We start from the raw sequence: 23688 nt of genomic DNA, 5'->3' as shown, positions 1-23688 counted from the left end.
TTACGGTTATTTGACAACGATCAGGAAATAGTTCTTTTTTCCCTTTTGCACGAGCAGGTATTTACCGGAGATCAGGTCGGAGGCCGAAACGATCGCATCGACCGCGGTAACCTTCTCTTTGTTGAGCGATATGCCGCCTCCCTGGATCAGCTTGCGGGCTTCGCCTTTCGACGGGAAAACCGACGCATGTTCGGTGCACAGAGCGATGAAATTCACTCCGCCGGCAAGCGTCGAAGCCGGCACTTCGAACTGCGGAACTCCGTCGAAAACCTGTAGGAACGTCCGCTCGTCGATCCGGCGCAACGCATCGGCCGTCGCATTTCCGAATAGGATACCCGAAGCCTCGACCGCCTTGCGGTACTCCTCCTCGGAATGAATCATGCAGGTAATCTCGCGGGCCAGCGTCTTCTGCAACTCGCGCAAATGGGGCGCCTCCCGGTGCGCGGCGATCAGCGCATCGATCGTTTGCCGATCGAGCATCGTGAATATCTTAATATAACGTTCGGCATCTTCGTCGCTGACGTTCAGCCAGAATTGGTAGAACTGGTACGGCGACGTATAACGCGCATCGAGCCATACGTTCCCGGCCTCGGTTTTGCCGAATTTCGTCCCGTCCGCCTTCTTGATCAGCGGGCAGGTCAGCCCGAACGCTTCGCCGCCTGTTTTGCGGCGGATCAACTCGGTTCCGGTGGTGATATTTCCCCATTGGTCGGAACCGCCCATTTGCAATTTGCAGTTCTTATGCTGATAAAGATGCAAAAAATCGGTTCCTTGCACCAGTTGGTACGTAAATTCGGTGAACGACATGCCGTCGCCCTCGCCGCTGAAGCGCTTCTTGACAGAGTCTTTGGCCATCATGTAGTTGACCGTAATGCATTTGCCGATGTCGCGAATAAATTCCAGGAACGTGAAATTCTTCATCCAGTCGTAGTTGTTGACCAGTTCGGCCGCATTCGGAGCGTCGGACTCGAAGTCGATCAGGTGACTGAGCTGCCTTCTGATCCCCTCCTGGTTGCGACGCAGGGTCTCCTCGTCGAGCAGGTTGCGCTCAAGCGACTTGCCCGACGGGTCGCCGATCATGCCGGTAGCCCCGCCCACCAGGAAAATGGGCTTATGCCCGCACCGCTGGAAGTGTTTCAGGATCATAATGCTGACAAGGTGCCCGATATGCAGCGAATCCGCCGTCGGGTCGATTCCGACGTAAGCCGTCGTCATCTCCTTGTTCAATTGCTCCTCGGTTCCCGGCATGATATCGTGCACCATGCCCCTCCATTTGAGTTCCTCTACAAAATTCATCGGTTTTATGTGCTTTTAGCAGATTTTTAGTGGATCGTTCGCGGCCGGCCGCCGCGATCCGTGCAAAGGTAGTCAAATTCCGCGAAACACAACAATTTCGGGAAAGCCGCTATTCGATATCGAGGTCGAGGTCGCGACGGAGTTTGGCGACCAGCGGATTTTTTTCGGTCAGGTAACGCAGCCGGTCTTCGACTTTGATCGGTTTCAGGCCGGTCTTGTTTTCGCTGATCTCGACCTGAAATTCAATCGTCGAGCGGACATCGCCCAAGTCGCAAAGCCGTTTGCGGATATCGGTCAGGTGATTGGTCACCTCGTCGTACAGCGATTCGTTCGGCACTTTCAGAAGAATCCGGTTCCCGCGTATGCTGACATCCTGGAACGCGATCCCCAGCCGGGGCCGCTCCGCAAGCAATTCGCGGGTCAGCAATTCGCATCCCTGTTGCAAACGGGATTCGACATCCTCTTCGACCGCTTCATCCGCATCGGGCAGGTTCTCCGGATTTTCCGCCGGATCGGCATCCCCCGAAACGGGCGCGGCGGGGCGGCTCGTATTCAGCAACGACAGGATCGAACGGCCGGACAGCGAAACGCCCCCCGTCGTCGGCGCGGGACGGGACGGCCCCGGTTCGGCTTTTCCGGCGGGGCGGGACTGCGAAACGGCCGACGCAGGCGGCGAAGCAACAGGCACAGGGGAAACCGGCTTACGGGTTTCGCGGCCGGGATCCGGTTTTTCCGCAGCAGTCCCGGCAAGTGCCGACGACGGTTGTCCGTCCCGCGGCGGGACTACGGTCGCTGCGGCCGGCGCAGGCTGTCGTGCGGAACCGTCCGGAACGTTCCGGGAACCGCCCAGATCGGGCAGCGACGGCGTCAGGGCTTCGTCATTTTTTTTTTGACCGAGTCCGCAAAGTTTCATCAGACCCAGTTCGACATGCAATCGTTGGTTGGTAGCCGTCCGCAGCGACGCGTCGACCGCCGTCAGCAGGTTGATCCCCTCGAACAGCAGCGGCACCGGACATTGTGCGGCCTGCGTCCGGTAACGTTCGGCCACGCTGCCCGTCACCTCAAGCAGCGGCAACGTCTGCGGATTCTTGCACATCAGCAGGTCGCGGAAATGGCTGTTCAGCCCCGCCACGAAAGTCTGTCCGGAAAAACCCTTGCGCAACACCTCGTCGAAAAGCAGCAAAGCGTTCGTATAGTCTCCGGCCAGGATCTGTTCGGCGATCGTAAAATAGGTATCGTAATCGAGCACGTTGAGCGTCGCGGCCACCTGGGCGACCGTCAGATTCTGCCCGCAGAACGAAACCACCTTGTCGAACATCGACAGCGCGTCGCGCATTCCGCCGTCGGCCTTGCGGGCGATCAGGTGCAGCGACTCGTCGTCGTAGGTCACTCCTTCCTGCGAAGCGATGTATTTGAGGTACTCCACGCCGTCCTCGACGCGAATCCGGTTGAAATCGTAAATCTGACAGCGCGACAGGATCGTCGGAATGATCTTGTGCTTTTCGGTCGTAGCCAAGATAAACACGGCATGTGCGGGCGGCTCTTCGAGCGTTTTCAGAAACGCGTTGAACGCCTGCACCGACAGCATGTGCACCTCGTCGATGATATAGACGCTGTAACGACCGATCTGCGGCGGAATACGCACCTGGTCGGTCAGGTTGCGGATATCGTCCACCGAGTTGTTCGACGCGGCGTCCAGTTCGTGGATATTGAACGACCGGCCCTCGTTGAACGCACGGCACGATTCGCACTCGTTGCAGGCTTCGGCGTCGGGCCCCGGATTCAGGCAGTTGATCGCTTTGGCGAAGATCCGCGCGCAAGTCGTCTTGCCGACGCCGCGCGGCCCGCAGAACAGGTACGCATGCGCCAACTGGCGACGGCTGATCGCATTCTTCAGCGTCGAGGTAATATGCGACTGTCCGACGACCGATGCGAAGGTCGCCGGACGGTATTTCCGGGCCGATACGATGAAATTATCCATAATTTTCCTTTCCGGAAACAAAGATACGAAATTCGACCGGAATCGACAAGGCGGGTCGCTTTTTCTATTTCAGACGGGCGTATATGACTACGTTGTTATCCTCGTCGTCGAGTTCGGCATCCAGTCGCCGGATCTTTTCGACCGCCTGCGGATCGGCGTCGTATCCCGCGTCGAGAATCCCTCGCAAAGACTTTTTGAGCGTAATGGCCGGAACGTTCCAAAGAAAATAGCCGTCCTGCAAATGACCGGGCCAGACGGCGATATCGGCCAGTTCATCCAGTTTCAGTTTGAAATAAGCTCCGGTAAGGTCGTTTTTATCGACCAGAAAGAATACGGGAGCCGACGAAGTAAAAGAGTGCGCCCCGGTTTGTTCCATGGTCTGGCTAAACGACGCCCAGAAATAATCGCCCGTCTCGGCGTACTTCGGATAGATCGGCTTCCGTTCGGCAAGATGCCGAACGGCAAATACGGGCACCAGGCGGTTGGCCTGCGGATCGTAATAACGCAACGAATCGGGCCGGTGACCGTCGGAATACATCAGAACGGGTTCGAAACGGGTTGCGTTTTCGGACGCCATTTCATTCCCGAAATCCGCCTTGATCCGGAAGGGGGCCGCATCGATCCGGGCGACCACGTTTCCCTGCATATCTTGGTTCCAGACGAAACTTTCGATTCCCGCGTTTTCGAACGGCAGGACGCTTACCGAAACCGTCGAGTCGGGGTTCGCCCGGAAAATCCCTTTCGGAGACCTGCAAGGCAACGGTATCGACGGCAGCGACGACCCGTCGAGCCCGAAGACCAAAATCCGGTCGCTTTGCCACGGCAGGATAAACACGCGGCCGGAGCCCTCGTCGATCTGAGCCCAGTAAATGTTGCGGTATTCGTTGGGACCGCGCCCCTGCGTCCCGATATCGTTCAGGAATTTCCCATTCCCGTCGAACAGTTTGAAAGAGGCCGGTTCGTAGCCTACGACCCCGATGTAATTTTCGGAAACGAACGTTTTGGACGGCTTGAAAAATGCCTCGGGACGGGTTTCCAGTTTTACGATCCTCAGTTTTTCGGCGGTCAGTTCGCTCAGCGGGAGGTCGATCGTATCGCGGATCTTGTTCAGGTCGCAGACGACCACGGTATCCGCACCGATCACCACCCGCTCGGCCACGCCGTCGGAAACGGCAGCCGGCCGGCCGCAGCCGGCCGAAAAAGCCGAAAACGCCGCAACGGCGAACCAACGGACGACGACGCGTCCGGCATGTTCCGAATGAAAAAACGCATTTGTCATAATCTGAAGTTTTTAGGTTATTAGAACCCGGACAATCCGGACCCGTTTATCGTTTCTCTCCTTTCCCGTTCGACGCGAGTAATTCATTATTTATCAGCTTGATAATTCAATAACGTAAATATAACTATTATATTTTGAACAAACGATCGAAAATAGCTTAGAAAACAAATCCGTAGCATTCCGGAAAACAGGAAGGACCGTCCTGTCATTTAGGCAGGATTTATGCCACGGATATGTCTTCCGGACAGTTCGTTCTGTCATTTTTGTCCGGTATTCTGCGTCATTTTTTCACAAACCGTTCTCTGGCAGCCATTTTGCTGCTTTCCTGAAACAACGGATAAAACACGAAAATAAAAGGAGAATAAGATATGAACATCAACAGTCTGACAATCAAAGCGCAGGAAGTCCTGCAAAGCGCCATGAACCTCGCGTCGGGCAACGGCAACCAAGCCGTCGAACCGCTGCACATTCTGAGCGCCATTGTCGCCGAGGACGACAGCCTGGGCGTATTTCTGCTACAAAAACTCGGCGTAAACGTCGGGGCGCTGCGAAGCGTACTGAAACAACAAATCGACCGGCTGCCGAAAGTCGAAGGCGGCGACCCCTATTTTTCGCGCGAAAGTTCCGCGGTCATTCAGAAAGCCTCGGATTTCACGAAAACGTTCGGCGACAAATACGCCTCGGTCGAACACCTGCTGCTCGGTATCATCGCCGAAAAAGGGGAGGCCGGACGGCTGCTGAAAGACGCCGGCGCGACCGAAAAAGAACTGATCGCGGCGATCAAAGAGCTGCGCAAAGGTTCGACCGTCGACAGCCAAACCAGCGAGCAGGAGTACGACGCGCTCGGCAAATACGCGATCAACCTGAACGAACAGGCCCGCAAGGGCAAACTCGACCCGGTGATCGGCCGGGACGAGGAGATCCGGCGGGTACTGCAAATCCTGTCGCGGCGAACCAAAAACAACCCGATCCTGGTCGGCGAACCGGGCGTCGGCAAAACGGCCATCGCCGAAGGAATCGCGCACCGGATCGTCGACGGCGACGTCCCGGAGAATCTGCGCAGCAAACAGGTTTATTCGCTGGATATGGGCGCGCTGATCGCCGGAGCGAAGTACAAGGGCGAGTTCGAAGAGCGGCTGAAAGCCGTGGTCAAAGAAGTAATTTCGGCCGAAGGCGAGATCCTGCTGTTCATCGACGAAATCCATACGCTGGTCGGAGCCGGCAAAGGCGACGGCGCGATGGATGCGGCCAACATCCTGAAACCGGCGCTGGCGCGGGGCGAGTTGCGCGCGATCGGCGCCACGACGCTGGACGAGTTCCAGAAATATTTCGAACAGGACAAAGCGCTCGAACGGCGTTTCCAGAAGGTAATGGTCGACGAACCGACGACCGTGGACGCCATTTCGATTTTGCGGGGCCTGAAAGAGCGTTACGAAAACCACCACAAGGTGCGGATCAAAGACGAGGCGATCATTGCGTCGGTCGAACTGTCGCACCGGTACATCACGTCGCGCTTCCTGCCCGACAAAGCGATCGACCTGATCGACGAAGCGGCGGCCAAGCTGCGGCTCGAAATGAACTCCGTGCCCGAAGAGATCGACGAACTCGACCGGAAGGTACGCCAATTGGAGATCGAGCGCGAAGCGATTCGCCGCGAGAAGGACAAGGGTCGGATCGAAGAGCTGACGCGCGAGATCGACGAACTGAACGCCAAACGCACGACCCTGCGCGCCAAATGGCAGAGCGAACGGGATATTTTAGAGAAGATACAGAAGAACAAACAGATGCTCGACGATCTGAAGGTTCAGGCCGCCGAAGCCGAACGCAACGGCGACTACGGCCGCGTGGCCGAGATCCGTTACGGCAAAATGCGCGAGACGGAGACCGAGATTCAGAAACTGCAGGCCGAAGTGAACAAAAACGCCGAGGCCGGGGCGATGATCAAAGAGGAGGTCGATGCGGAAGACATCGCCGAAGTGGTCGCCCGCTGGACGGGCATTCCGGTCAGCCGGATGCTGCAGAGCGAACGTGAGAAGTTGCTGAAAATGGAGAGCGAGCTGCACGACCGGGTAATCGGACAGGATCAGGCGATCGCGGCCGTTTCGGACGCCGTGCGGCGTTCGCGGGCCGGGTTGCAAGATCCGCGCCGGCCGATCGGATCGTTCATCTTTCTGGGCACGACCGGCGTCGGCAAGACCGAGTTGGCCAAAGCGCTGGCCGAATACCTGTTCAACGACGACACGATGATGACGCGTATCGACATGAGCGAGTATCAGGAGCGGCACAGCGTATCGCGGCTGATCGGAGCGCCTCCGGGATACGTCGGTTACGACGAAGGCGGTCAACTGACCGAAGCCGTGCGGCGGAAGCCCTACTCGGTCGTACTGCTCGACGAGATCGAGAAAGCGCATCCGGACGTGTTCAACATCCTGCTGCAAGTGCTCGACGACGGCCGACTGACCGACAACAAAGGCCGCACGGTCGATTTCCGCAACACGATCATCATCATGACGTCGAACATCGGTTCGCACATCATTATGGACCGGCTGTCGAAATACACCGACGATACGCCGCCCGAAAGCGTGCTCGAAGAGACTAAAAAAGAGGTTTTCGACCTGATGAAACAGACGATCCGGCCGGAGTTCCTGAACCGTATCGACGAGATCGTGATGTTCACGCCGCTGACCCGCGACGACGTACGCCAGATCGTCGTGCTGCAAATTCGCCAAATCAACGAAATGCTGGCCCAGAACAGCATCGCACTGCAGGTGACCGACAAAGCGATCGACTGGCTCGCCGCAGAAGGGTACGACCCGATGTTCGGCGCACGTCCGGTCAAACGGACGCTGCAACGGTACCTGGTCAACGAACTCTCGAAAGAGATCCTGGCCGGCCAGGTAGACCGCAACAGCACGATCACCGTCGACGCCGACGCCAAAGGATTGGTTTTCAAAAACTGATCATCCGGCGTTGCCGCGCGACCGCCCGCCCGGCGCAAGGGCTATCCATAGGTTAATTTCATAAAAACACTCCGAAAAGTTTTTTTCGGAGTGTTTTTATGTTTCTCAAATATTACTATCAAAAGAGGATAATAATAATTTCAGACCTAAATATAGCAAATTCCCAAGAATTTGCCCGGAGAATTTGCCCGGAGAATTTGTTTTACTTAATTTCGAGAATATGCTAATATTATATTCTAAATATTTAATGCCTATGGATAAAAATCAATAATATCTTTAAATTAAAAACTATCATTATTTTGAGGGATAAACCAACGAATTTTGTAGTGTTTACAACAGACACTGACAAATACAAGTTTACATCTCTGGCAGATTCTTTTAATTCTATCTAACCTTAAAAAGATTTATGATGAAAAAACACACTTTAGCCATGGGCGTAACAGCCGTATTTATTTTTGCTGTAACAGCTTATATGAAAAACAGAGCTTATGTTTCCGATGACTTATTGACGGCTAACGTAGAAGCGCTGGCAAGAGGTGAAGAAACAACACAAGAATATATTCCGGACTACAAAAATAAAACCGACCATAAAAGCCATAATGAAACAAAAATAGAATACAATCCGGACGGAACGATAAAATATGAACGTGAAGTTACGTGTCATGTATATACTACTTATTGTAAATCATCCTCAGGAAATAAATGTTACCCAAGCCTGAACGGCGTAGTAAAGTCCTGTGATTAGATTTAACAAGAACAGTCTGGGAGTTTTTCCCAGGCTGTTCTCCAAATTTAATATTTATGAGATATTATTTCCTCTTTTTTCTATTGCTTGTATCGTATTCCTGTTCCCGGGAAGATCAAAATCCCGATTCGATCCGGATCGACCTGTCGCGCAGCTACGGCAATGAACAACTGGAAAACATCGTAGACGATATCCGTTTGGTTCCTTTGGAAACGAACGACAGTTGCATCGTCGGGCAGTACGACCGGGTAATCGTAAAAGGCCGGTCGATTTTCATTCTGGACAAAATGCAAAACACCGTTTTTTGTTTCGATACAACCGGCAAATTCCGACAGAAAATCAACCGACAGGGACGTTCAGGCCAGGAATATATCACGGCAGACGATTTTATCGTACAGGACAATACGCTTATTGTTTTCGACAACAACAAATCGCAATTACAATTTTACGACTTTCAGGGAAACTATGTAAAAACAATACCCATTTGCCAGGGAGATCAAATCGCGGTTAATCCGGCAGGCGGCTACATCGTTTATTCATCCGTCGCGGACAAATACCATGTCCACACATTCAACGACAAGGGAGAAAAAACCGGCGAATACCTACCCGTCGAATCAAAAATAATCAACCTCCCGAGCGCATTTTGCAATAACAGATCCATCCTCTCCTATAATGACGAAACATTCATTCTCAATTTTTTCGACTACAATGTTTACTCATTGAAAAACAACGAGCTAAAAATCAAATACCGTTATGACTTCGGGGTGAAAAATATGCCCGACGACCTACTCGAAGTATCCGATCCGGCTTCATTCATGCAAAAAATAGCAAAAGACAAGAGCGTTCAACAAATTGAAAACTTTACCGAAACACGAAATTGGATAACATTCGATGCGCGCTATCCTGTCTATTACAACAAAAATGCACAAGTCTATTATGTATTCAACGAGTTGAAATTTCCTTACAGTCTTTTCTTTTGGCAAGCTCCTTTGGCAATAAACGACGACAATGAATATTTCTCGATCGTTTCCATCAACCAAATCCAGGCTTTGGTCCCGGCTGTGAAAAAATATACCGGACAATACCCTTTCATCGAAACCGTCGCAAGTGCGTCGATTAATGATAACGACAATAATTGGGTCCTGTTTTTCCGGCTGAAAAACAATTAATAATAAACAAATCAACCTTATAAATCCCCGAAAAGAGATCTCGGCCGGCAAGGTGGCCGCAACAGCACGATCACCGTCGACGCCGACGGCAAGGAGGGATTGGTTTTCAAAAACTGATCGCGCGGCGTCGCCGCGCGACCGCCCGCCCGGCGCGAGGGCAGTCTTTAGGCTAGTTATAAAAAACACTCCGAGATCGTTCGGAGTGTTTTTTTATAATCCATTAGCCTTTCTATACTATATTTAGACCTGAATAAACAAATAACGCTGATATATTCTTCTTATATTTATTGATATATTTTATATCGGAATCAAAAATTTAGACAATAACCTTATTTAACAAACTAACATAATCATGAAAAAAAGAACTATTAAATTGTTTTGTGTCGGGATCGCCGGAGCTTTAGCGGTTTCAGCTTATATCCAAAAATTTCACAAATCTGAAACCGATTTACTGTTTTCCAACATTGAAGCATTGGCCGACCCTGAACAGTCGACAAATAAGTTTGATTGGGTTCCTCCCACAATAAATTGTTCAGTCTATGTTGCAAATAAACAAAATCCCACGCAAGAAGGAACCTATATTCCAGGGACAAAAGATACCTGTATTTCAGGATCACAACACTCAGGATGCCCCGACTGTTCAATATAATTGGCAAAACATCATACCATAAATGAAACTTTGGAAATCAATTCTACCTGTTATTGGTATTGCAGGATTATTTTCCTGCAATACCAATAACTCCAAATATAAAGTGGCGACATCGGACTCAATCACGATATTGCATGTACACGATATCGACCCGGACTTATCCATTGAAAACCTGATAGATTCGGTCGGGTATATTCAATTGGAAACGACCCCCGAATCCCTGTTTGCAGACATGCGAGGGTTGGAAATCTTGAATGACAAATTTTATATCCTCGATTTTAAAGGAACGACTATTCTGTCTTTCGACAAAAATGGAAAATTTCTCAGAAAAATTTCAGCCCAAGGAAGAGGACCAAATGAGTATATCATGCTGGACTGGATGCGTACGGATCCTTACACCAATAAGGTTCTGGCCGTCGATGGATTTTCGAATAAAATACTCATTTATGATGAAAACCTGAAGTTGGAAAAAATCGTGCATACCGATTTCCGTCCCCGAATCGTCATTGCGTTCCGCGACCAAAAACTAATCCATTACAATTATGTAAACAAGGAGCAAGAACCTCCCGGTCTACTTAAAGAGTTTGATCTGCATATTATCGACATGACGGGAAAAACGACGGGAGGTTATATCAAAAACCGGACTCCTGAACACAATATCTTAGGTACTCATGCAACCTCTTCACATGCAGACGGTAGTATCTCTTTTTTGCCCATATTCGGCGATACTGTCTATAACATATCGGCCGACGGAACCATAAAGCCATCCTACATATTGGAGATGGAAGGCAAACATATCAAAGGATTATCGGAACGACAACGAAACGAAATCGAATCGGACGAAAATAACCCGTCCCACCGTTACGATTCCTGGGAAGAAAAGGGTTATCTCCTTCCTTTTGAAATATTCGATAACGGAACCCCGATCTCAATTACGTTCAATTCCAGAGAAAGCCTTCGTTACCTCTATTCACCGCAAAGCGGAAAATCATATTTATACAACCCGATGAAAATAGAGGGTAACAGTACGCTGAAATTTTTAACGCAGTCCGCCATGGCCCAACAAGGAGAATGGTTTTATCAGCCGCACAATGCGATCACAATGCAAAACCTGAGCGACTATTACAAATTCTCCGGCAAATACCTCGATATGATCAACGGAATGGAACCCGATGCCAACCCTGTGATTATCTATTACAGATTCAAACCGTTCTGAGCCGACGTATGAAAATTTCGCACCTTTTGTTGTGGGCGATCGTGTTGACGGCGCCGACCGGTTGCCAAAGGCGGATCGCCGAAAAGGATAAGTACATCGTAGAATTTCTGTCCCGCCCGGTTCGTTTCGACCATACGTATTCACCGGATCGGGCGGCCGATTCCCTCCTGTTCGGAACAAAACCGAAACTAATCCATTACGTCGACTCTTCGGGATGCATCAGTTGCAAATTCAGCGATCTGAAATTATGGTCGGTAGTCCATAAGCACTTCCGGATTCCGGTCGTATTGGTATGCGAAACACAAGACATCCCGTCGACACGATACAGACTGCAAAGCATAAACTGGCGGTTCCCGGTAGTGTACGATACGGCCGGCCTGTTTCGTACGAACAACCGGATCAGTACTCCGGTACTCCAAACGTTTTTACTGGACAGCGGCAATCATCCGCTGATCGTAGGAAATCCGATCGGAAATACGCAACTCTGGAATCTTTATGAAAAAGAGATCGCCCGGTTGACGGACATCCGGGAACGGTAAGAAGCAAATCACAATATCGTTACGGTCGAACTATTCCCGCGCCCCTCTTCATTTGATTACAAAGTCCTCATTATTAAACTGTTTACTTGTCGGCAAATAGCGATGAACGAATCCCGATCTCCGGTCGGAAATCACGATTCGCCGTCCAGCGGCAGCGTCACCGCAAAGCGGGAACCCTCCCCGAACCGGGATACGAACGACACCGTTCCGCCGAGCCGCTCGGTGATCGTCCTGCAAATCGGCAGGCCCAGCCCGGCACCCTGCACGAAGCTGTCCACTTTGAAAAAGCGTTTGAAAATGTCTCGCTGCTTATCTTCAGGAATTCCGCAACCGGTATCTTCGACGAACAGCTCCACGGTACGTACGTCCGCAGCGATCGCATAACCGAGGCCGATGTGCCCGGCAAAGGTGAATTTCGCCGCATTCGACAGCAAGTGGTCGAGCACCTGCCGCAACCGCACGGCGTCGGTCGTAATTTTCATATCCTCATCCGGAAGCATCAGATCGAACCGTACGTCCGGACGCATATCCAGCAAATAATTGTGATAAATATCGGACAACAACCGGCCGAGCCCGCATTCGGCGAAATTGTATTCCATCGTCCCGGACTCGATTTTCGACAGATCGAGCACGTCCGAAATCAAAGCCAGCAACTGGTTGCTGTTGGTATTGATCAGACTGACGAATTCCTGCCCCTCGGAACTGTCGATAGCAATATCTCCGTGTGTCAACAGATTTGAAAAACCGACGATGGCGTTCAGCGGAGTACGGATCTCATGGCTTATATTGGTCAGAAACGCCGACTTGAGCCGGTCGCTCTCCTGCGCCCGATCGCGCGCGGCAATCAGGTTCTGCTCGACGATCTTATGATTCTGGATGCTCTGACAAACTCCCACGATCCGGTACGGAGCGCCCTCCGTCCGACCCAGGTAAACGGATTTCTCCTGGAACCATTCCCAGGTTCCGTCGGCGCGCTGCAAACGGTAGGTGAAAAGATCCGTATTCAATTTCCCGGCTATCTGGGACATCAGCGCTTCGATCAGGCCGTCCCGTTCCTCGGGATGCACCCTGGCGGCAAATTCGTCGGCCGTCAGCGTACAGTCTCCCACCGGAATACCCAGATGAGTGAACCAGCGGGCGTCGATGATCATTTTGTTTTGTTCGATATCGAAAAACCAGGGAAAAATCTTCGCATCGGTCAACGCCATTTCCAGAACGTATTCCCGGGTCAGTTCTTCCTCGATATTCCGGAACAGGAAAAATATCCGGATTAGTCGTCTGCCGTCATATTCTCCGATGAATTGACCTTTGACATAGAATTTATCTTCCGACCCCAACTTACGAACGTATGTATTCACAGGCAACTCAATGGATTGCTCTCCGCTGACAATACGCTCCATCAACTCGGAAAGAATATTGCGCCCGTCGTGGAAAATTCCGAAGAACTCCTGCATCTCCCGACCGGACACCTCGTATCGGTCCAACTTCAAATCACTCAGCGCCTGGGTATTGATCCTTCGTATTTTTCCGGATGCGTCGACGGCCAAAAGTCCCACGGACAATGTACTGAGCATATTGTCCTGCTGCATCTGCGAAACGCTCTGCGATCCGGAAGCACCGGACGAACGCCTGTTTTTTTTAAAGAACCGCATCCGACTCATCACTCGTAGCTTTGTTTGCCGGTACTAAGTTATACTAAAAAAATCGAATTGACCTGAGAATCTGAATAAAATATTGTATCGGCAACGATATCCGGCTCTTTCCGGGAGTCCGCTGCCGATAAAATGTCAATAAGTTCACACGCCGAAACCGGAAAGACCGGACAATTATACATTCCTTTGTATGCATAAAAACCGAAACGCAATGTCATTGACTGTTATCGAACTGGAAAACATGGAATTCCAGGCATTTCACGGCTGCTACCCGCTCGAACAAGTAGTGGGAAACCGTTTCCTGGTGAACGTTACGATCGAAGCCGACCTGTCGCTGGCCGCCGAAAGCGACGACGTGGCCGACACGATCAACTACCTGCACGTCTACGAAACCGTCCGCGAACAGATGGCCGTCAAATCGCACATCCTCGAACACGTCGCCCGGCGCATCATCGACGCGATCTACCGCAGATTCCCGCCGACACGACGGGTGCGGGTCAAAGTCTCGAAAATGGCGCCGCCGCTGGGCGGAAAAATCGAACGCGTTTCGGTAAGCCTTGAGAAATAGGGCATTCCGGAAAGTGTTGATAAAATATTGATAAGATTCGCCACCGGCGCTTCCGGAAAAAACAAAGAGTTCGTAATCTTGTAACGCCGAACCCTGACGAACACGGGACGGTTAACCGAGTTATTGATCATGTCTGAGAAAACACAAAACAACAGCAAGACCGACGCAATGAAGACGTACAACTATGCCGACGCCGTAGAGGTCGCCAAACGATATTTCAAGGGCGACGACCTGGCCGCAACGGTATGGGTGAGCAAGTATGCGCTGAAAGATTCGATGGGAAATCTTTACGAAGAGTCTCCGGAGCAGATGCACCGCCGGATCGCCGACGAAATCGAACGGATCGAACGGCGCTATCCGAATCCGATGACCGCCGCACAGGTGTACGACCTGCTGAAAGAGTTCCGCTACCTGATTCCGCAGGGGGGGCCGATGACCGGCATCGGCAACAACCTGCAGATCGCGTCGCTGTCGAACTGTTTTGTGATCGGACACCGCCATCCGGCCGACTCGTACGGCGGCATCATCCGCATCGACGAAGAACAGGTGCAGCTGATGAAACGCCGCGGAGGCGTCGGGCACGACCTGTCGCACATCCGGCCCACCGGCAGCCCGGTGCTGAACAGCGCGCTGACCTCGACGGGGATCGTGCCGTTCATGGAGCGATATTCGAACTCGACGCGCGAAGTGGCGCAGGACGGACGGCGCGGCGCGCTGATGTTGTCGCTGTCGGTAAAACACCCGGACGCAGAAAACTTCATCGACGCCAAAGTCGAAACCGGCAAAGTAACCGGAGCGAACGTTTCGATCAAGATCGACGACGAATTCATGCACGCCGTAATCGACGGCAAAAAATACCACCAACAGTTCCCGATCGATTCCGACAAGCCGATGTACGAGAAAGACATCGACGCGCGCGCATTGTGGAACAAAATCGTCTTCAACGCATGGAAGTCCGCCGAACCGGGCGTGCTGTTTTGGGACACCATCCTGCGCGAATCGGTGCCGGACTGCTACGCCGACCTCGGATTCCGCACCGTTTCGACGAATCCGTGCGGCGAAATTCCGCTGTGCCCGTACGACAGTTGCCGCCTGCTGGCGATCAACCTGTACAGCTACGTCGACAAGCCGTTCACGAAGGAGGCTTCGTTCAACTTCGATAAATTCAGGCGGCACGTCGCCGCAGCCATGCGGATGATGGACGATATCATCGACCTCGAACTCGAAAAGGTCGAAGCGATCCTCGAAAAAATCTCGAAAGATCCCGAAGACGAGGACATCCGCCAGGTGGAAGTGAAACTGTGGGAGAAAATCCGCGAAAAAGCGCTTCAAGGACGCCGTACGGGCCTGGGCATCACGGCCGAAGGCGATATGCTGGCAGCCTTGGGCCTGCGCTACGGAACCGACGAAGCGACTGATTTCGCCGTCGAAATACAAAAAACGCTGGCAGTGGAAGCCTACCGCACATCGGTCAAGATGGCGCAGGAGCGCGGTAAATTCCCGATATACGACGCCGGGCGCGAAGAGGGCAACCCGATGATCGAACGCATCAAAGAGGCGGACCCGGCCCTTTACGAAGAAATGGTGAAACACGGCCGCCGCAACATTGCGATGCTGACGATCGCCCCGACCGGAACGACCAGTCTGATGTCGCAGACCACCTCGGGCATCGAACCGGTATTCCGTCCGGTCTATACGCGCCGGCGCAAAGTGAATCCGGGCGACAAGGATGTCAAAGTGACTTTCGTGGACGAAGTAGGGGATTCCTGGGAAGAATACAACGTATTCCACCACAAATTCCTCGTCTGGCTCGAAGTGAACGGATACGACATCGAAGAGGTCAAAAACATGCCGATGACCGAAATCGACAAACTGGTGGCCCTGTCGCCCTATTACAAAGCGACGGCGAACGACATCGACTGGGTCAGCAAGGTCAAGATGCAGGGCGCCATTCAGAAATGGGTCGACCACTCGATCTCGGTAACGGTCAACCTGCCGAACGAAGTGACCAAAGAACTGGTCGCCAAAGTATACCTGACGGCCTGGGAGTACGGCTGCAAGGGCGTCACCGTTTACCGCGACGGATCGCGCGCCGGCGTGCTGGTCGACAAGAAGAAGAAAAAGGGAGCCAAGACGGAGGAAGCTCCGGTCAATCCGGACGGATACCGGCCGCCGCTCAAACGCCCGCTCGAATTGTCCGCCGACATCGTTCGCTTCAAGAACGGCGAGGAGGACTGGATCTCGTTCGTCGGCATTTACAACGACCGTCCCTACGAGATTTTCACCGGAAAGATCGAGGAGGATGCGATGTTCATCCCGCAGAAAATCAAAAAAGGCGTGATCATCAAGGTCAAGGACGCCGAAGGCAACAAACGCTACGACTTCCAGTACAAGGACAAATACGGGTACACGAACACGATCGGCGGCATCTCGCGCCTGTTCGACGAAGAGTTCTGGAACTACGCGAAACTGATTTCGGGCGTGCTGCGCAACGGTATGCCGATTCTGGACGTGGTGACTTTGATCGAATCGCTGCACCTGAACAGCGAGAGCATCAATACGTGGAAAAACGGCGTGGCACGTGCGCTGAAACAATACATTGCCAATGGAACCAAAGCCAAAGAGAAGTGTCCGAACTGCGGACAGGAAACCTTGGTTTATCAGAACAGCTGTCCGGTTTGCATGAGCTGCGGTTACTCCAAATGCGGATAACCGGCTCCCGGGAAACCGGGTTCGTCACAGCCGGCGAGTCGCGGACGGTTGATTCCCCGCGGGTCTTGGAACGGGCGTTTGTCGGGAGGCATCCCGAAACGGCGCCCTTTCCCGGACTAACGGGAAAAAACGGGAACCAACACACCCACACCTATAAAACGCGAAACATGATCGAACATAAATTTCCGGAAAGCCGGGAACTGGATATCGAACTGAACGACGAAATCGCCGAAGGCGAATATTCCAACCTCGTCATCATCTCGCATTCCACGTCGGAATTCGTACTGGACTTCGTCCGGATGATGCCCGGCGTATCGAAAGCGCGGATCAAAAGCCGGATCGTCCTGGCTCCGGAACACGCCAAACGGCTGCTGCTGTCGCTGCAAGAGAACATCGAACGCTACGAAGCGGTCGTAGGCACCATTAACCTGCCCAAAATGCCGTCCGAAGAGACCAGCATGGCCATGAGCTTCATCGGGGGCGAAGCCTGAAAAAACGGACGTTTAAAACGGGTTAAAACAGGGTATCCTGCCGGGTCGGCGGAATGATTCCGAGATGCGCGTAAGCCAGCTCGGTCGCTTCGCGTCCGCGGGGGGTGCGCTTCAGAAAACCTTCTTTGATCAGGAACGGTTCGTAAACCTCTTCGATCGTGCCGGTATCTTCGCTGACAGCCGTGGCGATCGTGCCGAGGCCGACCGGGCCGCCGCCGAACTTGTCGATGATCGTCGTGAGGATCTTGTTGTCCATCCGGTCGAGTCCCCGCGCGTCGATATTCAGCGCATTCAGCGCATAGCGCGTAATTTCCAGATCGATATGCCCGCCGCCCTTGACCATTGCGAAATCGCGCACCCGGCGCAGCAGAGCGTTGGCGATCCGCGGCGTACCGCGGCTGCGTAGCGCCACTTCCCGGGCCGCCTGATCGTCGATCGGGATGTTCAGGATACCGGCCGAACGGCGGACGATCCCGCTCAAAACACGGCTATCGTAATATTCCAGGTGACACTGTATCCCGAACCGGGCCCGCAACGGACTCGTCAGCAATCCGCTGCGAGTCGTAGCGCCGATCAGCGTGAACGGGTTCAACTCGATCTGGATCGAACGGGCGCTCGGCCCCTTGTCCAGCATGATGTCGATCTTGTAGTCTTCCATCGCCGAATACAGGTACTCCTCGACGATCGGGCTGAGCCGGTGTATTTCGTCGATGAAAAGCACGTCGCCGGCATTGAGATTCGTCAGCAAACCGGCCAGATCCCCTGGTTTGTCGAGCACCGGCCCGGAGGTCATCTTGAGGGTCGCCCCCATTTCGTTGCAAATGATATTCGCGAGCGTCGTCTTGCCGAGTCCCGGAGGCCCGTGCAGCAACACGTGGTCGAGCGATTCGCCGCGCATCAGCGCCGCCTGGATGAACACCGTCAGGTTGTCGACGATCTTGTCCTGTCCGCTGAACGTTTTGAGTTCCTGCGGGCGGATCTTGTTCTCGAAATCGAGGTCGGTCTCTATGTTCCGGATATCTTTCATCGGTTCGGCTTGACGCTGCAAAGATAACGATTATTTGCCGAAATACGCTACCGCTCGGCTCCCCATTCGTAATGCGGGGCATCAACGCCGAGCAGCGACAAGACGCGTTCGACGATCGTTCCGCACAGTTGTTCGACAGTCGCCGGCTTCGAATAGAACGACGGCGACGCCGGACAGACGATCGCGCCGGCCTCGGTCAGCCGCAAGAGGTTGTGCAAATGGATCGCGCTGAGCGGAGCCTCGCGCGTGACGAGAATCAGCCGCCGCCGCTCCTTCAGCATCACGTCGGCCGCCCGACACACCAGGTTGTCCGAAACGCCCGAAGCGATCCGTCCGACCGTACCCATCGAACAGGGAATCACCGCCATCGCATCGTACGAAGCCGAACCGGAAGCCGGCGCGGCGAACAGGTCGTCGTCGTCGTAACGGGTAAAACGGCTGTCGGACAGCCATTTGTCGCCGTCCTCGAACGCAGCGACGCGGCGGCCGTTCCCGGTGACGATCAGCGCGATCTCGCCCAATTCCGCGACGCGGGAAAGCGCTTCGCACAGCAGGCGGGCATAGACGGAACCGCTGGCTCCGGTCACCGCTACGATGATTTTTCGTCGTCCGTCCATCTTCATAATTCGATTACGGAACATTCGAGTCCCTGTTTTTGCAAATACTGTAAGGTGCGCGGCAACGCGTAACGCAGGTTGCGGAACGACTTGACCGAATCGTGGAATACGACGATCGAACCGCCGCGCACGTGTCTGGTAACGTTGTGCAGACACTGCCGCGGCGAGATCAGCCGGCTGTAATCGCGGCTCAACACGTCCCACATCACGATGTTGTAACGTTCGCTGATGCGGTGCGCCTGCGACGGCTTGATCCGCGCATAGGGCGGACGGAACAGGTCGGTATGCAGGATATCGTTCGCGAAATCGACGTCTTCGAGGTAACGTTCGAGACTCATGCCCCAACCTTTCTGGTGACTGTAGGTATGGTTACCGATGGCGTGTCCGGCGTCCACGATCATGCGGTACAGGTGCGGGTACTGCTCGGCGTTTTTGCCGAGGCAGAAAAACGTAGCTTTGGCGTCGTACTCGGCCAACTGGTCGAGAATCCACTCGGTAACGCCGGGCGTGGGGCCGTCGTCGAACGTCAGATAAACCCGGTCGCTTTCGGGCATCGACCAGATCAGCGAAGGAAACAGGCGTCGTATGAATTTAGGCGGTCGTATGTACATGGTCCGTTATATCCGGATAAAGCGTACCGGCGGATACGCGATACCGTAAAAAAGCGTTATTTTATACTGCACGGAGCAGGCCGGAACCTCCGGAAAATTTTCGCAAAGTAAGCTTTTTTGCTTCAATTGTCAAAACAACGCGATTTTTGCACGTTTTGTTGTTCCGCCGTCCGCAACCGCGCGCCCGAAGCGACGGCCGCCTATCGAAAAAATGAAGGTTCCCCGTTCCGATTCCGGCAAAAAAAGCCTACTTTTGAAAACATGCCGCCGCCGTCCGGCACACCGGCGGCGCGGCGTAAAACCTCAACCGAAAAAGCCATGTTCGACAAACAAACCTATATCGCCCGCCGCAAGGCGCTGCACGCCAAATTGTCCGGCGGCCTCGTGCTGCTACCGGGCAACGACGAATCTCCGGCCAACTATCCGGGCAATACGTTCCGATTCCGGCAGGACAGCACGTTCCTGTATTTTTTCGGGCTGAACCGCCCGGGCTGCTCCGGCCTGCTCGATCTGGATTCCGGCGAAGACGTTCTGTTCGGCGACGACCCGACCCTCGAAGACATTATCTGGACGGGGCCCCAGCCTTCCCTGGCCGAACTGGCCGGCGAAGTCGGCGTCGAAAAAACACAGTCGGCCGCCCACCTGCAGAAGCGGATCGAAGCGGCCGTCGCCAAAGGCCGCCGCATCCTCTTCCTGCCGCCGTATCGCGGCGAAACCCGTTCGACGATGAGCCGACTGCTCGGCATCCGCGCCGACCGGCTGGCGTCCTACGCTTCGGCGGAATTGGCGCGCGCCGTCGTCGCGTTGCGCGAGGTAAAAGAGCCTGCGGAGATCGAAGAGATCGAACGGGCCTGCGAGACCGCCGGCAAAATGCACCGCCTGGCGATGCGCATGTGCCGTCCGGGGATTACCGAACGCGAAATCGCCGGGGCGATCGAAGGCGTCGCCCTGCAACACGGAGCCGGAGTATCGTTCCCGTCGATCGTAACGCAGCACGGCGAAACGCTGCATAACCACGATTACGACCATGTCCTGCAAAGCGGCCGGCTGATGCTGATCGACGCCGGCGCAGAGACGGCGATGAACTATTGCAGCGACTTCACGCGGACATTCCCGGTCAACGGACGTTTCACCGGCAGGCAAAAAGACGTTTACGACATCGTGCTGGCGGCCAACGACCGCACGTTCGAACTGGCCGGACCGGACACGTTCTACTACCGGATGCACAACGAAGCGTCGATGGTGATCGCCGAGGGACTCAAATCGCTCGGCCTGATGCGCGGCAACATGCAGGACGCGGTCGGGGTGGGGGCGCAGGCGCTGTTCATGCCGCACGGGTTGGGACACCAGATGGGGCTCGACGTGCACGACATGGAGAATATCGGCGAAAAATACGTCGGCTACGACGAAGAGACGCTGCGCAGCTCGACGCCGGGGCTTTCGTCGCTCAGAATGGGCAAACGGCTGAAAGAAGGCTTCGTCATCACGGTCGAGCCGGGCATTTACTTTATTCCGGCGCTGATCGCCAAATGGGAACGGGAAGGACTCGGCGGCGGGTTCATCGACTTCGAAAAAGTGCGGGAATACCTCGATTTCGGCGGTATTCGGATCGAGGACGACATGCTGATTACTTATTACGGCAACCGGATGCTCGGCGGTAACCGCCCCCCGGTAACGACCGCCGGGATCGAAGCGTACATGAACGGCGGATAACGGCTCCGCCCGCCTGCCGCAGAGCGCAAAAAGCGGTTCCGTTTTTCCCGTCGATTTTCATTCGATAGAACAGCGGGGACAAGAATGTTTCGTTCGGGGTACGGAACCGCTTTCAGGCAAAAGTAAATAAAATTCCGTGCATTCCGTCCGGCCCCGAAATTTTTCCGAGACGGCACCGTTCGGAAAATCCTCGCCGCCGGAACGGGGCGGAGCGTCGGAACCCTTGCGAACGGAGCAACCGTCCCGGCAACCCGTACGGGACCCCGAATAAAAAAGATTCCGCCCGGCGGGGCGGAATCTTTTCTGTTTTCGTTTTCGGGAGCGCTCCTTCCGGCCGACGCATTACGGCCGGTCGACTTCGGAGATCCGGATCAATTTCGACTCCGGAGCCTGCGTAAAAGTGAACCGCAGCCCCTGGCCGAGCAGCTCCTCGCCACCGAACAATACGCTTTGCTGCGTATCCATATCGGTAACCCGGTACCGTTTCTGCGGATCGAGCCCTTTCAACCGGCATACGCCCGAATCGTAGATCGACCCGGCCCGGTTGAACATCTGCACGAAGCCCGTACCCGTCTCGGGACGGAAGAACATCCAGCCGATCCACACGTCGTCCTGCAGGCTATACGCAGTCAGCGGATAGAAGTCGCCGCGATAGTCGCCGCGCACCTCCTCCCACTGCGCCAGCAATCTGCGCAGCAACGGGTAATCGGCGTCCTTGACCCGCGAGTCGAGATTCAGCACGATCGACGGGCTCATGTTGCTGCGGAAATCGTAAGCCGTGATCCGGTTGACCCCGGCGCCGGAGAACGGAATCCAGGCCGAAAGTCCGTAAGTCTGTCCCTGCACGCCGACCGGTTCGAACGCGTAGTCGCTGCGCCACAGCGGTACGGCGCGCCGCAGGTTTTCGAGTTCGAGCCGCTTGCCGCCGGCGGCGCAGATGTCGATCAGCATCCCCGGATGGCGGCGTTGCAGCTCGTCCATATATTTCAGGTAACCGATTACGTGCTTGATTTCGGCGATCCCCTGCCGGTCGGGATTTTTGCGGTCTTCCTCGTTCCAGTAATCGGACGACATGACGGCGAAATCCTGACGGTACAGGTCGATATCCTCGCTTTTGAGCAGACTGTCCACATGATCGGTCATCCATGCCAGCGCTTCGGGATTTCCGTAGTTGAAAAAGCGGGTAGTGCCGTCGCCGAGCGTCCACTCCGGATGGTTTTCATAAATCCAACTGCCGGCCGTCACGCGCTCCGGCTCGAACCAAAGCAACGACCTGACCCCTTTCGCATGGGCGTGGTCGCTGATCGCCCGCAGTCCGTTCGGATAACGTTTCGGGTCGGGATACCACGTTCCGAGCAGATCTTGCCACGAACCTCCCCGGTTCGGATACCAGCCGGCGTCCATCCACCAGTAATCCAACTTCACACCCTCTTCGAGGTAACGGTCGATAAACTCCATCTGGTCTTTATCCGTAGCATGGAACATCTCGGCGAAATAGGCCGAACTGGCCGCTTCGAGGATCGGTTCGGGCAAACGGCCTCCCGGACGCGGCAGGTTATGGTCGTACATCCAGCCGCGCCACATGTTTTGCGCCGCATCGCGCGTCCCGTTCCAGAACATCACCACGACCAGCGGCGTGCGAATCTCCTCGCCCGGTTCAAGGTACAAGCGCGTTTTAATCTGTCCGATGCGAACGTTCAGCGTCGTATCGGCCTTCCTGTCGAACGAAGCTTTCCACTGCGCAGGCCAACCTACGGCGGTCATCACGCCCCGGGTTCCGCCGTTCCACTCCGCATTGAAGAACGGCAGGTTCTCGGCCGTCGGGAAACCGTACCAGAAAGCGCCGACCTCTTTGGCCTCCTGCCGGCCGAGCTTCATCCGGTTCGGCTGGAAATCCTTCGCTCCAGAGTGCCCTCCCTCGTTGTAGTTCAGGTAAACGTCGTCTTTCCCGTCCAATCCGAACGGAACGTCCAAAGGCAACAGGTTTTCGAGGATTCCGGTTTTCGTCCTGCCGTTATTTTTGAAATAGACGACCCACTCCACGGCCGGGTAATCGGCATAACGAACGATCTCGCAGCGCACCTCCAGGCCGGAAGCGGGATCGGTATAAGTCCGCACCTCCCGTTTGCGGGCGGCATCCGCCGAACCGGTTTTCACTTTCAATTTGCAGCCGCTTAAAAATTCGCCGGAAGATTTCCCGTCGTAAACGAAACTGAACGGCAGCGGTCCGCCGACGGCAAACTGCCGATCGACCCATGCGCGGCAAGCATCGATCTGTGACTGCGGAACGGCAACAGACGCTTCCGCCTTTTTCGCGGAAAGCGAAACGGCCAGACCGCACGATGCGAGTAAAATAAGAAAAACGCGTTTTCTGAACATAAATCTATTTTATTGAACGTTAAAAAAGAATCCGTACCGCACGGAAAATTTCCATAAACGACGCATACCTCCGTCCGCGGTGAC

The 23688-nt window shown here is 54.3% G+C and carries 18 protein-coding genes; 10 read left to right on the top strand and 8 right to left on the bottom strand.

The window, feature by feature from the left end; all coding sequences use genetic code 11:
- Positions 1 to 6: 6 nt before the first annotated feature.
- From tyrS to PGR91_RS02410, 3 genes are all read right to left on the bottom strand, one after another.
- Entirely contained in the window at positions 7 to 1296 is a 1290-nt protein-coding gene (tyrS, locus tag PGR91_RS02420) for a tyrosine--tRNA ligase (protein WP_153497732.1), read from the bottom strand.
- Positions 1297 to 1405: 109 nt separating this feature from the next.
- Complete coding sequence (locus tag PGR91_RS02415) at positions 1406 to 3277, bottom strand: DNA polymerase III subunit gamma/tau (RefSeq protein WP_118458114.1); 1872 nt, start codon at positions 3275 to 3277, stop codon at positions 1406 to 1408.
- A 64-nt stretch (positions 3278 to 3341) separates the two neighbouring features.
- Positions 3342 to 4556 (bottom strand): 6-bladed beta-propeller, encoded by a 1215-nt coding sequence (locus PGR91_RS02410; RefSeq protein ID WP_118655555.1) that lies wholly within the window; start codon positions 4554 to 4556, stop codon positions 3342 to 3344.
- 368 nt (positions 4557 to 4924) lie between these two features.
- Here PGR91_RS02410 and clpB point away from each other — a divergent pair, with 368 nt between their 5' ends.
- From clpB to PGR91_RS02380, 6 genes are all read left to right on the top strand, one after another.
- Positions 4925 to 7516 (top strand): ATP-dependent chaperone ClpB, encoded by a 2592-nt coding sequence (gene clpB, locus PGR91_RS02405; protein ID WP_118655553.1) that lies wholly within the window; start codon positions 4925 to 4927, stop codon positions 7514 to 7516.
- A gap of 406 nt (positions 7517 to 7922) precedes the next feature.
- Positions 7923 to 8261, top strand: coding sequence for an NVEALA domain-containing protein (locus PGR91_RS02400; RefSeq protein ID WP_118655551.1), 339 nt, complete (start codon positions 7923 to 7925; stop codon positions 8259 to 8261).
- A 56-nt stretch (positions 8262 to 8317) separates the two neighbouring features.
- Positions 8318 to 9430 (top strand): 6-bladed beta-propeller, encoded by a 1113-nt coding sequence (locus PGR91_RS02395; protein WP_118655549.1) that lies wholly within the window; start codon positions 8318 to 8320, stop codon positions 9428 to 9430.
- Between the two features lie 352 nt (positions 9431 to 9782).
- On the top strand, positions 9783 to 10079 hold the full coding sequence (locus tag PGR91_RS02390; RefSeq protein ID WP_145996523.1) for an NVEALA domain-containing protein: 297 nt from the start codon (positions 9783 to 9785) through the stop codon (positions 10077 to 10079).
- Between the two features lie 22 nt (positions 10080 to 10101).
- On the top strand, positions 10102 to 11295 hold the full coding sequence (locus PGR91_RS02385) for a 6-bladed beta-propeller (protein WP_118458124.1): 1194 nt from the start codon (positions 10102 to 10104) through the stop codon (positions 11293 to 11295).
- Between the two features lie 8 nt (positions 11296 to 11303).
- Positions 11304 to 11834 (top strand): hypothetical protein, encoded by a 531-nt coding sequence (locus tag PGR91_RS02380; RefSeq protein ID WP_101571999.1) that lies wholly within the window; start codon positions 11304 to 11306, stop codon positions 11832 to 11834.
- 131 nt (positions 11835 to 11965) lie between these two features.
- Here PGR91_RS02380 and PGR91_RS02375 read toward each other — a convergent pair whose 3' ends face one another.
- Positions 11966 to 13495 (bottom strand): sensor histidine kinase, encoded by a 1530-nt coding sequence (locus PGR91_RS02375; RefSeq protein ID WP_228385826.1) that lies wholly within the window; start codon positions 13493 to 13495, stop codon positions 11966 to 11968.
- Between the two features lie 202 nt (positions 13496 to 13697).
- Between PGR91_RS02375 and folB the strand changes: the two genes are divergently transcribed.
- The 3 genes from folB to PGR91_RS02360 all read left to right on the top strand — a co-directional run bounded on the left by folB (position 13698) and on the right by PGR91_RS02360 (position 17257).
- Positions 13698 to 14054 carry a dihydroneopterin aldolase gene (gene folB / locus PGR91_RS02370; RefSeq protein ID WP_055202885.1) on the top strand — a complete coding sequence of 119 codons (357 nt, stop codon included), beginning with the start codon at positions 13698 to 13700 and terminating at the stop codon, positions 14052 to 14054.
- A gap of 129 nt (positions 14055 to 14183) precedes the next feature.
- A complete protein-coding gene (locus PGR91_RS02365) occupies positions 14184 to 16766 on the top strand; it encodes an adenosylcobalamin-dependent ribonucleoside-diphosphate reductase (protein ID WP_101571997.1) in 2583 nt (860 codons plus the stop codon).
- Positions 16767 to 16933: 167 nt separating this feature from the next.
- On the top strand, positions 16934 to 17257 hold the full coding sequence (locus PGR91_RS02360) for a DUF3467 domain-containing protein (RefSeq protein ID WP_055203553.1): 324 nt from the start codon (positions 16934 to 16936) through the stop codon (positions 17255 to 17257).
- Between the two features lie 22 nt (positions 17258 to 17279).
- Here the strand turns inward: PGR91_RS02360 and ruvB are convergent, their stop codons facing one another.
- Genes ruvB through PGR91_RS02345 form a run of 3 tightly spaced genes read right to left on the bottom strand, consistent with a single transcriptional unit; the run spans position 17280 to position 19512 of the window.
- Positions 17280 to 18284, bottom strand: coding sequence for a Holliday junction branch migration DNA helicase RuvB (gene ruvB / locus PGR91_RS02355; RefSeq protein ID WP_055203551.1), 1005 nt, complete (start codon positions 18282 to 18284; stop codon positions 17280 to 17282).
- 47 nt (positions 18285 to 18331) lie between these two features.
- Positions 18332 to 18925 carry a UbiX family flavin prenyltransferase gene (locus tag PGR91_RS02350; RefSeq protein ID WP_259336699.1) on the bottom strand — a complete coding sequence of 198 codons (594 nt, stop codon included), beginning with the start codon at positions 18923 to 18925 and terminating at the stop codon, positions 18332 to 18334.
- Positions 18904 to 19512, bottom strand: coding sequence for a polysaccharide deacetylase family protein (locus tag PGR91_RS02345; RefSeq protein WP_055202880.1), 609 nt, complete (start codon positions 19510 to 19512; stop codon positions 18904 to 18906). The genes PGR91_RS02350 and PGR91_RS02345 overlap by 22 nt, the downstream gene beginning before the upstream one ends.
- A 318-nt stretch (positions 19513 to 19830) precedes the next feature.
- On the opposite strand from PGR91_RS02345, the gene PGR91_RS02340 reads away from it, so the two are divergent.
- Entirely contained in the window at positions 19831 to 21225 is a 1395-nt protein-coding gene (locus PGR91_RS02340; protein ID WP_101572077.1) for an aminopeptidase P family protein, read from the top strand.
- Positions 21226 to 21567: 342 nt separating this feature from the next.
- On the opposite strand, the gene PGR91_RS02335 is transcribed toward PGR91_RS02340, so the two are convergent.
- Positions 21568 to 23604, bottom strand: a complete 2037-nt coding sequence (locus PGR91_RS02335; protein ID WP_118655547.1) for an alpha-galactosidase — start codon at positions 23602 to 23604, stop codon at positions 21568 to 21570.
- Between the last annotated feature and the right edge of the window lie 84 nt (positions 23605 to 23688).

Source organism: Candidatus Alistipes pullistercoris (assembly GCF_027665465.1).
In the GTDB taxonomy this organism is placed as follows: domain Bacteria; phylum Bacteroidota; class Bacteroidia; order Bacteroidales; family Rikenellaceae; genus Alistipes_A; species Alistipes_A hominis.
The sequence above is the reverse complement of the archived record's forward strand: the minus strand, read 5'-3'. Positions and strand labels throughout refer to the sequence as shown.

What these genes read in the sequence shown, in the direction of transcription:
- folB (WP_055202885.1), top strand. Translation starts at nt 13,698, where the DNA reads ATGTCATTGACTGTTATCGAACTGGAAAACATGGAATTCCAGGCATTT.
- PGR91_RS02390 (WP_145996523.1), top strand. Translation starts at nt 9,783, where the DNA reads ATGAAAAAAAGAACTATTAAATTGTTTTGTGTCGGGATCGCCGGAGCT.
- ruvB (WP_055203551.1), bottom strand. Translation starts at nt 18,284, where the DNA reads ATGAAAGATATCCGGAACATAGAGACCGACCTCGATTTCGAGAACAAG.
- PGR91_RS02410 (WP_118655555.1), bottom strand. Translation starts at nt 4,556, where the DNA reads ATGACAAATGCGTTTTTTCATTCGGAACATGCCGGACGCGTCGTCGTC.
- PGR91_RS02360 (WP_055203553.1), top strand. Translation starts at nt 16,934, where the DNA reads ATGATCGAACATAAATTTCCGGAAAGCCGGGAACTGGATATCGAACTG.
- PGR91_RS02380 (WP_101571999.1), top strand. Translation starts at nt 11,304, where the DNA reads ATGAAAATTTCGCACCTTTTGTTGTGGGCGATCGTGTTGACGGCGCCG.
- PGR91_RS02385 (WP_118458124.1), top strand. Translation starts at nt 10,102, where the DNA reads ATGAAACTTTGGAAATCAATTCTACCTGTTATTGGTATTGCAGGATTA.
- clpB (WP_118655553.1), top strand. Translation starts at nt 4,925, where the DNA reads ATGAACATCAACAGTCTGACAATCAAAGCGCAGGAAGTCCTGCAAAGC.
- PGR91_RS02335 (WP_118655547.1), bottom strand. Translation starts at nt 23,604, where the DNA reads ATGTTCAGAAAACGCGTTTTTCTTATTTTACTCGCATCGTGCGGTCTG.
- tyrS (WP_153497732.1), bottom strand. Translation starts at nt 1,296, where the DNA reads ATGAATTTTGTAGAGGAACTCAAATGGAGGGGCATGGTGCACGATATC.
- PGR91_RS02340 (WP_101572077.1), top strand. Translation starts at nt 19,831, where the DNA reads ATGTTCGACAAACAAACCTATATCGCCCGCCGCAAGGCGCTGCACGCC.
- PGR91_RS02415 (WP_118458114.1), bottom strand. Translation starts at nt 3,277, where the DNA reads ATGGATAATTTCATCGTATCGGCCCGGAAATACCGTCCGGCGACCTTC.
- PGR91_RS02395 (WP_118655549.1), top strand. Translation starts at nt 8,318, where the DNA reads ATGAGATATTATTTCCTCTTTTTTCTATTGCTTGTATCGTATTCCTGT.
- PGR91_RS02350 (WP_259336699.1), bottom strand. Translation starts at nt 18,925, where the DNA reads ATGTTCCGTAATCGAATTATGAAGATGGACGGACGACGAAAAATCATC.
- PGR91_RS02400 (WP_118655551.1), top strand. Translation starts at nt 7,923, where the DNA reads ATGATGAAAAAACACACTTTAGCCATGGGCGTAACAGCCGTATTTATT.
- PGR91_RS02375 (WP_228385826.1), bottom strand. Translation starts at nt 13,495, where the DNA reads ATGAGTCGGATGCGGTTCTTTAAAAAAAACAGGCGTTCGTCCGGTGCT.
- PGR91_RS02345 (WP_055202880.1), bottom strand. Translation starts at nt 19,512, where the DNA reads ATGTACATACGACCGCCTAAATTCATACGACGCCTGTTTCCTTCGCTG.
- PGR91_RS02365 (WP_101571997.1), top strand. Translation starts at nt 14,184, where the DNA reads ATGTCTGAGAAAACACAAAACAACAGCAAGACCGACGCAATGAAGACG.